The sequence below is a fragment of the Mesobacillus sp. genome, from assembly GCF_047739415.1.
In the GTDB taxonomy this organism is placed as follows: Bacteria; Bacillota; Bacilli; order Bacillales; family Cytobacillaceae; genus Mesobacillus.
Map to the genome: position 1 here is coordinate 1 of NZ_JBIQOE010000029.1, position 10,551 is coordinate 10,551.

At 42.0% G+C, this 10,551-nt stretch carries 11 protein-coding genes; 4 read left to right on the forward strand and 7 right to left on the reverse strand.

Annotated features, from left to right (window positions below; translation table 11 throughout):
• Positions 1–16: 16 nt before the first annotated feature.
• Positions 17–1,051, reverse strand: coding sequence for an N-acetyl-gamma-glutamyl-phosphate reductase (gene argC / locus ACH0QE_RS02070; RefSeq protein ID WP_415799082.1), 1,035 nt, complete (start codon positions 1,049–1,051; stop codon positions 17–19).
• A gap of 224 nt (positions 1,052–1,275) precedes the next feature.
• Between argC and ACH0QE_RS02075 the strand changes: the two genes are divergently transcribed.
• The gene (locus ACH0QE_RS02075) at positions 1,276–1,968 is read left to right on the forward strand and encodes a Crp/Fnr family transcriptional regulator (RefSeq protein WP_415799085.1); all 693 of its coding nucleotides are present in this window, start codon (positions 1,276–1,278) and stop codon (positions 1,966–1,968) included.
• A 50-nt stretch (positions 1,969–2,018) separates the two neighbouring features.
• On the opposite strand, the gene ACH0QE_RS02080 is transcribed toward ACH0QE_RS02075, so the two are convergent.
• On the reverse strand, positions 2,019–2,735 hold the full coding sequence (locus ACH0QE_RS02080; RefSeq protein WP_415799086.1) for a YwiC-like family protein: 717 nt from the start codon (positions 2,733–2,735) through the stop codon (positions 2,019–2,021).
• Positions 2,736–2,991: 256 nt separating this feature from the next.
• Between ACH0QE_RS02080 and ACH0QE_RS02085 the strand changes: the two genes are divergently transcribed.
• Positions 2,992–3,564, forward strand: a complete 573-nt coding sequence (locus tag ACH0QE_RS02085) for an MEDS domain-containing protein (RefSeq protein ID WP_415799087.1) — start codon at positions 2,992–2,994, stop codon at positions 3,562–3,564.
• 117 nt (positions 3,565–3,681) lie between these two features.
• On the opposite strand, the gene ACH0QE_RS02090 is transcribed toward ACH0QE_RS02085, so the two are convergent.
• The 3 genes from ACH0QE_RS02090 to glp all read right to left on the reverse strand — a co-directional run bounded on the left by ACH0QE_RS02090 (position 3,682) and on the right by glp (position 6,028).
• Positions 3,682–4,110, reverse strand: a complete 429-nt coding sequence (locus ACH0QE_RS02090; RefSeq protein ID WP_415799089.1) for a respiratory nitrate reductase subunit gamma — start codon at positions 4,108–4,110, stop codon at positions 3,682–3,684.
• Positions 4,111–4,256: 146 nt separating this feature from the next.
• Positions 4,257–4,775 carry a molybdopterin-guanine dinucleotide biosynthesis protein B gene (gene mobB, locus ACH0QE_RS02095; RefSeq protein ID WP_415799090.1) on the reverse strand — a complete coding sequence of 173 codons (519 nt, stop codon included), beginning with the start codon at positions 4,773–4,775 and terminating at the stop codon, positions 4,257–4,259.
• Positions 4,763–6,028 (reverse strand): gephyrin-like molybdotransferase Glp, encoded by a 1,266-nt coding sequence (glp, locus tag ACH0QE_RS02100; protein WP_415799091.1) that lies wholly within the window; start codon positions 6,026–6,028, stop codon positions 4,763–4,765. The genes mobB and glp overlap by 13 nt, the downstream gene beginning before the upstream one ends.
• A gap of 222 nt (positions 6,029–6,250) precedes the next feature.
• Here glp and ric point away from each other — a divergent pair, with 222 nt between their 5' ends.
• Together ric and ACH0QE_RS02110 are read left to right on the forward strand one after the other, a co-directional pair.
• Complete coding sequence (gene ric, locus ACH0QE_RS02105; protein WP_415799092.1) at positions 6,251–6,949, forward strand: iron-sulfur cluster repair di-iron protein; 699 nt, start codon at positions 6,251–6,253, stop codon at positions 6,947–6,949.
• 172 nt (positions 6,950–7,121) lie between these two features.
• Entirely contained in the window at positions 7,122–7,259 is a 138-nt protein-coding gene (locus ACH0QE_RS02110) for a hypothetical protein (protein ID WP_415799093.1), read from the forward strand.
• Between the two features lie 400 nt (positions 7,260–7,659).
• On the opposite strand, the gene cls is transcribed toward ACH0QE_RS02110, so the two are convergent.
• Together cls and moaA are read right to left on the reverse strand one after the other, a co-directional pair.
• Positions 7,660–9,171: a cardiolipin synthase gene (gene cls, locus ACH0QE_RS02115; RefSeq protein WP_415799094.1), complete on the reverse strand. Its 1,512-nt coding sequence runs from the start codon at positions 9,169–9,171 to the stop codon at positions 7,660–7,662.
• Positions 9,172–9,411: 240 nt separating this feature from the next.
• Positions 9,412–10,428 carry a GTP 3',8-cyclase MoaA gene (moaA, locus tag ACH0QE_RS02120; protein ID WP_415799095.1) on the reverse strand — a complete coding sequence of 339 codons (1,017 nt, stop codon included), beginning with the start codon at positions 10,426–10,428 and terminating at the stop codon, positions 9,412–9,414.
• Between the last annotated feature and the right edge of the window lie 123 nt (positions 10,429–10,551).

Genomic DNA, 10,551 nt, shown 5'->3' on the forward strand with positions numbered 1-10,551 from the left:
TACATATTATCCTCCTTTATGGATACAGTGGAATCATCTTAAGCCCTGCACTTTCCTCAAACCCAAACATAATGTTGGCATTTTGGACCGCCTGCCCAGCAGCACCTTTCATTAAGTTATCGATAACCGACACAATCGTCAGCCTTCCTGTCCTGCTGTCCGCATGCAGTCCAATATCACAATAGTTCGAGCCCTTGACCTCTTTGATTGACGGGAATATTCCATTTTTCCTTACTCTTATGAATGGGTGCCCATCATATGTTTCGTTATATAAATCTAGCAGTCTCAAAGTATCCAGATCTTCTTTTAACTGAACATATATTGTGGCCATGATTCCTCTTGTGACAGGGATCAAATGTGTGCTGAAGGTTACCCTTACCTCTTCACCATTCCAAAGACTCAGCTGTTGTTCAATTTCAGGGATATGCTGGTGCTCATTAACTTTGTAAATTTTAAAATTTTCATTCAACTCTGCGTATAGCGTTCCCATTGAGGGAGACCTGCCTGCCCCGGATACACCGGACTTAGCATCAATGATAATACTATTCGATTCAATCAGCTTTTCTGTCAGAACAGGTGCCAGCCCAAGGAGCGCTGCGGTCGGATAGCAGCCTGGATTGGCCAGCAGGCTTGCAGTCATAATCTGCTCCCTATTCCATTCGCTTAGTCCGTATACTGCTTTAACCAGAATAGAAGTATCGACTGATTCATGTTTATACCATGCCTCATATGCTGATGCGTCCTTCAATCTCAAGTCACCTGATAAATCAATGACTTTAATATTCTTATTGAGAAATGATTCTACAAGCTTTCCGGAAACTTTTGATGGGGTTGCCAGGAACACAATGTCTGATTCCTCGGCGATTTTGTCAGTTTCAATCTTGGTGAGGACCTTATCAAAAATTCCTGTTAAATGGGGATATTCTTCAGAAACTGGTTTTTCATCTCTTGTTGTGTGGATTGAATGGATATTGATATTTGGATGATTTGCCAGGATTCGTATTAATTCTCCACCACCATATCCGGTGGTACCAATAATCGATGCCTTCACTTGCAACCTCCTTTCAACTTATGTATAAATAATCAAAATAATTTATATTTATAAATAAATTTCTTTTTATTATAAAAACAAAGGGAGAAAAACGCAACACATTTATTAACAATATGTGAACAATTCACAATTTTATTGCTGGCTTTGTATGATTTACAATATAATTATATTAATATCAGATACGGAAGGGAGTATAAAACTCCCGTTAATAAGGTGGTATTCATATGTTGACTGCAACAACGTTGTCACCAAATTTGAATAAACTTTTTGAAAAAGTCCACAGAATCAAGAGTATTGATAAAGGACGCTTCCTTTTTGAAGAAGGCAATAACGCAGATGAGCTGTACATTGTACAGAGCGGAAAATTTCAGATCAGCAAAATGGTCCTAGATGGACGCGAGTTAACAATCAGAATGTGTTCAGCTGGCGAACTGGTTGGAGAATTATCATTGTTCAGCCCAGCATCCCAGCATATCTTGAATGCCCGCGCCTCGGAAAGCGGGATGGTGGCGGTTATACAAAAGGAGAAACTGGAGGCTGAAATTGAAAAGGATAGCGGGCTGGCACTGGAACTCGTTAAGTGGCTTTCCTTGCAGCACCGCAAATCGCAAACAAGGTTCAGGGATCTCGTCCTTCACGGTAAAAAAGGGGCTTTGTATTCCACCCTGATTCGGATGGTAAACAGCTATGGAATCAAAACGGATGAAGGTGTTAAAATTAATGTATCCCTTACAAACCAGGAGCTTGCAAACTTTTGCGGAACATCGCGCGAAGTCGTAAACAGATTATTGAGCGAGCTAAGGAAGAGCAATATCATATCAATTGATAAAGGATTCATTACCGTCCATGCACTCAATCGTCTAAAAAGAGAAATAGATTGTGAGAATTGCCCAATTGAGATATGCAATATTGAATAGCAAAAGCCGCCAGTTCATCACTGGCGGCTTTACTTTTTCATTGGTGGTAGTTACAGAATCGCAAATAGCATGATGACAAAAAACAAAACTGCGTTCACGATTTCGTATATCCCTACCTTCATGACAGAAAGTGGTTTACCGTAAAACGCAACAGCTCTGATTAAGCTAGGTATGGCAGCTGCCGCGACGATTGCTTCTCCAGCTCCAAGCCATAAAATCGGTACCAGGAGATGGTACGTCCAGGAAATCCATTTGAATTGACTATTTTTCTTTTCGCGGATCATTGTTTTTACGTAAAATGTACTTCCGGTGAAAAATAGTATCGCTGCAGCAAAAACGAGAATCGCATTCTCATTGATTTCTCCATTTGGAAGATAACTGCTCGCAAGTCCGGCAATTGAGAAAACAACGATGGCACTTAGATCATTGAATAGCGCTCGGTCTTTATTTTTAGCAGAGAAGTATGCATTGAGCATGAAAAACGGAATCATAGCAAGGCCGAAGGTTACGATTGTTGGCGTCGTGAACAATGGAACCATTAAGAACACAAGCGCTGGTAATATATAAATAAGCGCCCACTTACGATAAAACGGGATTTTCTTTTTCTTGAACATCAATAGAAGCGGATATGTTCCTAAATATAGTAATAGCCACCCGATAAAAAACGGGATATGCTGCCAGACAATTTCACTTGCCGCTGCTCCAAGACAGAAAGGGATAATCAACATCGCCCAGGCCCCATGCTGTTTTGGCATAAATAACTTCATGAATGAACACTCCCTTATGTTTCTAACTTAAATATAATGCAGACAAAAGAATGGATAAGTGAAACACATCACATTTTTTAGTGTGGATATCCAAATGACACCGAACTGTCAAAAACAATATTTCATTAAAGGTATTAGTTCATTCTTCGTAACAAAAAGCTTGAGCCCCTTAGTTAGGAATTCCACTTGTACAGCCATTTCTTTATAAACTGAAGTGTAGTAAACTGTACGATAACTGGAAAGAAGGGGTGATCACTTGAAAAACAATATGAATAAGTTGTTTGAAAATCAACGGAGCGTCCATGTCCTGTATTCCTATAATGAATTGGATAAATACATTGAGCAGGCAGTTAGTTATATAGAAGACGGCGTTATGGCGGGAGATTATATTATTTTCATTGAAAATGAACCTCTATTCCGTTTAATTAACAAAGAACTCAGTTCTCGATTAGCTGAAGATCAAATGAAATTTGTTCATTGGGTAAACAACTTTGATTTTTATTATTCCAGTGGCAGTTATCATCCTCCTGCAATCCTGGATTACTTTAATAAGATGGTGGAGCCATTTATAGAAAATGATATCTCTTTCCGATCCTGGGCACATGTTGAATGGGCCACGATGAAAGACCCACTGCATATAATTGAAGATTTTGAAAGAATAGTAGACGAAGCTGTAAATTCACTTTCTTTCCCACTGATTTGTGCTTACGAAGGGGAGAAAATGCCAGACCATCTCATAAAAATTTTGATGGAAACACACCCTTATGTTCTACAAGACGACAATTTCACAGTCTCCGATAAATACCAATTAGCAGGTGGCCAAAAATAAGGAAAAACGCTTAGGAACCCCTAAGCGTTTTTTTATGTCGCCAATTACTTAACAAGTAGAATTATTTGACCGGGCTTCACTTAACTTCGTTACTCAATCTATAACAAATCCCTAAATTCAGCCTCTTCTTTCGAAATGCAGTTTTAAAAAGATTTTCTTTATATATAAATGCGGTTTTAATAAATAATAAATTTCTTTCGTGAATGCCAGACTCAATAGGAACAGGAATACAATAATGAAATGCACCTTTGAGAGAATGGAAATGCCCATGACCAAGCTCATGTCTGGCTGCAGTTGGGCAAGGCTGATGAGCCATCTAAACAGCAATACTGGTTCGTACGCTATGCTGCTAGAAAACACGATGGCAATGCCCGTTGCTGTGCTGGCAACCATTAGTGTTTTCACGACGACCAGCAGAAGCCTTCCTGCTTTCGAACGTGTTCCTTCTTCTCTTGATGCATCGTATTGCCAAACGAGCCCCATCGCCACTATTGCCGCAACCGAATACGGATACACAATCCATAAAAAGATTTGTAGCATTTCCATCGCTCTCACCTCACACATATCTCACAACATGAACCCCATTTAACATTCTAAACGGGTAATTATGAAGTGACAGTGACAAAAGTCGCCGTATATGTCTAAAATAAGAACTTTTTCTTGCTAAGGATTTAATGACTAAAGGAAATCACCTAGTGTGTACTGCTGATGTACTCTAAAATCCAGTTGACTCCATCATCAATTTCAAATACAGGGAAAGACAAACCCTTTAACACGTTTGCCAACTCCGCATTCCGGCATAAAACCACCTGGATATTTTGCAGCTTTTCCACTAGCTCCAGGTCGCTCTCATCACGCAGGATGACAGCCTTAGGATAGGGCTCTTTCTTATAACCTTCTATCAAGATTACATCAGGCTTGAAGAAGGATAGCATGTCTATTTCTTCAGATAAAGACCATTTATCATTTTCAGCATGAATAACCATCCGGCCGCCCCCTTCTACAAGAGAGACAGCTGCTCCTGCCTTCACATGCTTGTCGGAATCCTTTCCCTCAACAACTTCCGGCCTGCCGCCATGACCATGGTGCTTGACTGTCGCAACCTTCAGACCTTTAGCAGCCAGCTGCTGGATCAATGTTAGGGTAAGTGTCGTTTTGCCGCTGTTTTGGTATCCCGCAACCTGGAACAGCACCGGTTTTACCAAGGCCAATCACTGCCCACATGGTCCTCCAGCAACAGAACTTCCACCTCTGATCCTTCTTCAAAGCCTCTTGTACCGCCAGGCAGAATCATGAGGGAATTAGCTCCAGAGAGGCTCATGATAATATTCGATTTATCCAGGCCGCTAGGTGTCACTACAAGTTTGCCATTCTCGACTCTAAGAGCACTCCTTACAAATCTAGTAAATGGATTTGCTTTAGGGAAATTGTCATCAAGAATCGCTTTTTCCTTCCTCAAATGAGGCTTTTCAGTGAAGAGCATCGTCCTGATGATTGGACGAGCGAACAATTCAAAGCCAACATAGCATGCCGAAGGGTTTCCTGACAGGCCAAACAATAACTTGCCGTCAAGCTGAGCTACAGTAGTGACGCTGCCCGGTCTCATCGCTACTTTATTGAACAGCACCTCTGCTCCCAGCTTAGCGTAAATCTCTGGAAGATAGTCGTAATCCCCGACGGAAACCCCGCCGGTCGTAATGAATAGATCCACTTCCTCAATAGCTTTGCTTACTGCATCAAAGCATGTATCAAAATCATCAGGAAGCTGGCCAAAGTATTTTACTTCTGCTCCAGCTCGAAGAATCTGAGCTGAAATCATATAAGAGTTGCTGTTGCGGATTTTACCTGGCTCAAGCGGTTCATCGACATCAAGCAATTCAGTTCCTGTTGCATAAAGTCCTATCACCGGCTTCTTTGAAACAGGGACTTTCGCATATCCAAAAGTCGCCAGCATCGCCTGGATCCCCGGATTGATGAACGTGCCTTTTTTAACAAGCACTTCCCCTTCCCTCGCATCCTCACCACGGTAGGAAACATTATCTCCTTCATTATGCTTTCGCTTTGTTGCCATGTATTTTTTTCCGTCACGCTCGATTTCCCTGGCCAATTCAAACATGACAACAGCATCTGCACCAACAGGCATCTGTGCTCCTGTCATAATCCTGACCGCCTGGAATGGCCCAAGTTCTTTATCCGTAAGCATACCCGCTCCGATATGATCTACCACTTCAAACTCAACAGCGTGATTTTGGGTTGCTTCCACTGTATCGACAGAACGGATTGCATATCCATCGTAAGGAGCTCTGTCAAAATGCGGTACATCGCTGGTGGCTTTCAAGTCCTCTGAAAGATAGCGCCCGTAGCTTTCATTGATTGAAACATATTCAGTGGAGCCGTTTTTCTTATGCTCCATCACTCTCTTAACTGCCTCTCCTATCGGAATAGGGTTTCTTTTCTCTAACATATGATCAGCTCCTATTGCAGGCTTAACTTCTAAATTTACCCTTATCATTATAAGAGTAATGTAAAAATGAAAACATAACAAACCTCACAGTATTATCTCAAAAAATTCCTCAAAAATATGTAGATTTTTTGTGAAGTGTGATGCGCATCACCAAGTAGTAAAACCATTTCCTTTATGATGAGTATGTAAACAGTATTAAATAATTTACTGGAGGTTTCTTACATGAAAATGCCTTTTGATCAAAATTCTTTAGTTAAAGATATTGTCAATATATTCCCTCAATCAAGTGATTTATTCAAGCAGAACAGACTAGATTTCTGCTGCGGCGGAAACCGTCCTCTAGCAGAAGCGGCTGGTGAACAGAACCTGGATGTACCTGCAATCATGACTGAACTCGAAGAACTATATCGAAAGCATAACGGCGCTGCTGAAAGCATGGAGGTTTGGACAGAAACTGACTCAGAGGAATTGATCGACCATATCAAGAACAAATACCACCGCGAGCTTGAAGAAGAGTTGAAATTGCTCAGTCCGTATGTAACTAAGGTTGCAAAAGTTCATGGCGACCGCCACGAAGAGCTGTTGAAAGTCTATGAGCTTTTCTACGAATTGAAGAAGGAGCTTTTAGAGCATACAGCAAAAGAAGAAGCGACTGTCTTCCCGCTGTTGCTTCAGCTTGAAACTGCTAATGAAGAAAAACGTTCTGAAATGATCGCAGAAATTACAGAGCTTGAAAAGGAACACGATCATGCAGGCTCAATCCTAAAACAAATGCGTGAAATCACCGATGATTTCAATCCGCCAATCGATGCCTGCGGTACCTATCGTTTAGTATACAAGCGACTTGAAGCACTGGAATCCCATACATTCATGCATGTACATCTAGAAAACAACATACTGTTCCCAAGGTATATTGCCTGACCAAGAACAAAAAGCGGAAGCGCCTCGTTCAGCCCCGACAAGCGCTGCCCGCCTTATAACGCCACGTCCTCCCAAAAGCTACCGCTTTCGGTCGTGCGATGAATCGCTTCGAAGCTTTCCTTATCCTGTGGCTGGCGGGTCTAGCACTTCGTGTGCCTCGGAGGGCCAACCGGTGAAGTCGTTCTTTGACTTCATTGGGCGGACCGAAATCGAAACTATATCCGACTGCCCAGAAACGCAGAAACTGGAGACTCCGACAAAGAAACGCTTTTTGCTTCTGCCGGCGGAGTTGAAGTTTCGGAGTTTCTAGGAGGCGAAACTAGACAATTCGAAAAGCGGAGGCGACTGCTCAACTCCGACAAGCGATGAGGGCCTGACAGTGAAGTCGTTCTTTGACTTCATTGGCAGGCCCGAAGCGTCTCGAGGAGTTAGGAGCCGCAGCTAGACAATTCGAAAAGCGGAGGCGACTGCTCAACTCCGACAAGCGCTGGAGGGCCTGACAGTGAAGTCGTTCTTTGACTTCATTGGCAGGCCCGAAGCATCTCGAGGAGTTAGGAGCCGCAGCTAGACAAGCGACTCAAGGGGCTAGGCGCTGGAGCTGGATTAAGAAAAACCATATAGTTATCCAAAACGAAATCATTTTATAATTTCCGATACAATAAAAAATGACCTCAACTATTAAAAGTTGGGGTCATTTTCTATACTGGCTATTATAAAGCACCGGAAAATAGCCGCGCGAAGGATTCTTTTGTTCGTTCCCATAACCCACGCTTATGATATTGAACAGGACTAATTTTTTCTGATTCTTCCAGGTCCTCTTCATAATGAGCCACAAGATCCCTGATTGAGCTTGTACCAAAAAGGAAGACATTGACTTCAAAATTCAGATGGAAGCTCCTCATGTCTAAATTGGCTGTGCCTATGGAAGCGATATTTCCATCGACAATGATGACCTTTTGATGCAAAAAGCCTTTTTTGTATGAGTATATTTCAGCACCGTTCAGCAATAGCTCCGAATAGTAAGAACGGCTTGCATATTGCGTCAGATAGCTGTCATTGATCTCAGGTACCATGATTCTTACTTCAATCCCCTTTGCTGCTGCCACTCTCAATGCAGTGCGGATAGCTTCATCAGGGACAAAATAAGGTGTGGCAATCCAAATCGATTTTGTTGCACAGGACATCATCGTATAATAAAAATCACTCATGATTCCCTGCTGTGTATCTGGACCGCTTGGCACCACCTGGATCGCACCATCCAGCTCATCATCATCATGAGGTTTTTTCTCCGCCCGATGGTTCTCCAGGACTTTCTCGCCGCTAATATATTCCCAATCAAGCAAGAACACATTGTGCAGAGTATATACTGACTCTCCTGTCAGCAGCATGTGAGTATCACGCCAGAAACCGATTTTGTCATCTTCCCCTAGGTATTCAACTCCGACATTCAACCCTCCAGTAAAACCGATTTCCCCATCAATAATGACGATTTTCCTGTGGTTGCGGAAATTAAATTTCTGATTGAAGAATCCATACTTGAGCGGAGAAAAGGGAGCCGCTTTTATGCCTGATTCTTGCATATCCTTTAAATCTGTGGCCGCGATCTTCATGCTTCCCGCAGCATCAAAAATGAACAACACCTCGACACCCTGCCGCGCTTTTTCAATCAGAATATCCATAATCTCTCTGCCAAGCCTGTCAGACCTGAAGATATAATACTCCATGTGTATGAACTTTTTAGCTTCTCTCAGCCTTTTTTTAATCTCCGTAAAAGTCTCTTCCCCATTTTTCAGGATTTTTGCCCTGGAAGCAGTTGTAATCGGAGTCAATGTTGCATTCTTTGCATACTGCGCAAAGCACTGCTGATTCTCGACCAGAAAAGAAAGGTCCCTCGACTCTTCCTTCCTCATCAGTTTTTCCCACTGGTCACGATCTCTCGTACGCTTGCTTTTATATAAATAACCCTTCAAATACAACTGCCCTGAGAATAGGTAGAAGAAATAACCGCCTACAGGAAAAAGCAGCATGACATATATCCACATCAGCGTGTGCTGTGCCGAACGATTTTCAAGCATCAATGAATACATGCTAATAAAGATGATCACCGCATAAACCAATATGGCTGTTACTTTGAGCGCCTGGCTAAAATCAGTAAAAAATACAATATAAAAACATGCAATTAAAATAAATACAAATAGAAATTCAAGTCTTCTTTTTATCATTCCAGTATACTCCAACAAATTTATAGTAGATTTATGTATACCCATAAACCATTTGTCCGGAAACATAGTATACCCAAATTTTCCAGACACCAGAAGAATACAGAAGCGTGATTGGCCCCTAAGTATATTGCGTATCAAGAATTTTCAAACGAAGTGGAGGCCACTGACGTATCCGTGACCTAATGAGTAGCAAACTATTATGTTTTGAGGAATCAACAAAAAAAGACCCCCAAAGGAGTCTTAGCCGCCAATATAGGACATTTCGATTTTCTTTCTGTTCGCAACTGTTTCAGCGGTACGTTCATCGGAATAGCGGTCAGCTCTATGATTCCAGACGTCCGTAATGCGTGCCCGAAGTTCATCATCTGAAGCACCGGCGCGCATGAAGTCGCGGATGTCGTGGCCATTGCCGTTGAACAGGCATGTGAAAATCTGGCCGTTCGCAGACAAACGTGACCTTGTGCAGCTTGAGCAGAATGACTCTGATACCGAAGAAATGAAGCCGACATTGATATCAGTACCTTTATATCGATATTTTTTAGCGACCTCGCCGAAGTATTCCGGATCAACTGGTTCTAGTTCATAGTGCTCGCTGATTATGTCGTGGATCTGTTTCTTTGTGATCACATCATCCATTTTCCAGCCATTCGTGCTGCCTACATCCATGTATTCAATGTAACGAAGCTCCAGGCCTTCTTTTTTGCAGAATTCTGCCATTGGAAGAATTTCTGTATCATTGAGCCCCTTTTTGATTACCGTATTGATTTTCACACCCAAACCAGCTCTCTTCGCTGCTTCAATTCCTTTTAATACCGGTCCGACACCAACATTCCGGCCATTGATTTGGCCGAACAGTTCATCTTTTAGACTGTCCAGACTGATATTGACCCGCTTCAGGCCTGCAGTATGCAGTTCCTCAGCATATTTCGGAAGCATTACACCATTAGTGGTCAAAGCAATATCCTTTAATCCTTCAATCTCATTCAGCATTTTTACGAGAATCGGCAAATCCTTGCGCATTAAAGGCTCGCCGCCTGTAAGCCTGATTTTTTCTACACCTAGTTCAATGAATAATTTGGCCACACGCTCGATTTCTTCATAAGACAGCAGTTCGCTTTTAGGCAAGAACGCGAAATCAGGTCCGAAAATTTCAGCAGGCATACAATACTGACAGCGAAAATTGCATCGGTCTATAACAGAAATACGCAAGTCGCGTAGCGGTCTATTTAATTGGTCTTTTATTATGCTTTTTACCATTAGTGTCAACTCCAATTATAGAAGTTATGATTATTGACATTGTAACAGCAACAAAGATTGTTAACTGTTAATATTCTCACAGTAACATCAATAGCCCTCTATTAAAATAGTAGATTTCATCCT

What these genes read in the sequence shown, in the direction of transcription:
- glp (WP_415799091.1), bottom strand. Translation starts at nt 6,028, where the DNA reads ATGTTAGAGAAAAGAAACCCTATTCCGATAGGAGAGGCAGTTAAGAGA.
- ACH0QE_RS02090 (WP_415799089.1), bottom strand. Translation starts at nt 4,110, where the DNA reads ATGGAAATGCTACAAATCTTTTTATGGATTGTGTATCCGTATTCGGTT.
- cls (WP_415799094.1), bottom strand. Translation starts at nt 9,171, where the DNA reads ATGATAAAAAGAAGACTTGAATTTCTATTTGTATTTATTTTAATTGCA.
- moaA (WP_415799095.1), bottom strand. Translation starts at nt 10,428, where the DNA reads ATGGTAAAAAGCATAATAAAAGACCAATTAAATAGACCGCTACGCGAC.
- ric (WP_415799092.1), top strand. Translation starts at nt 6,251, where the DNA reads ATGAAAATGCCTTTTGATCAAAATTCTTTAGTTAAAGATATTGTCAAT.
- ACH0QE_RS02075 (WP_415799085.1), top strand. Translation starts at nt 1,276, where the DNA reads ATGTTGACTGCAACAACGTTGTCACCAAATTTGAATAAACTTTTTGAA.
- ACH0QE_RS02080 (WP_415799086.1), bottom strand. Translation starts at nt 2,735, where the DNA reads ATGAAGTTATTTATGCCAAAACAGCATGGGGCCTGGGCGATGTTGATT.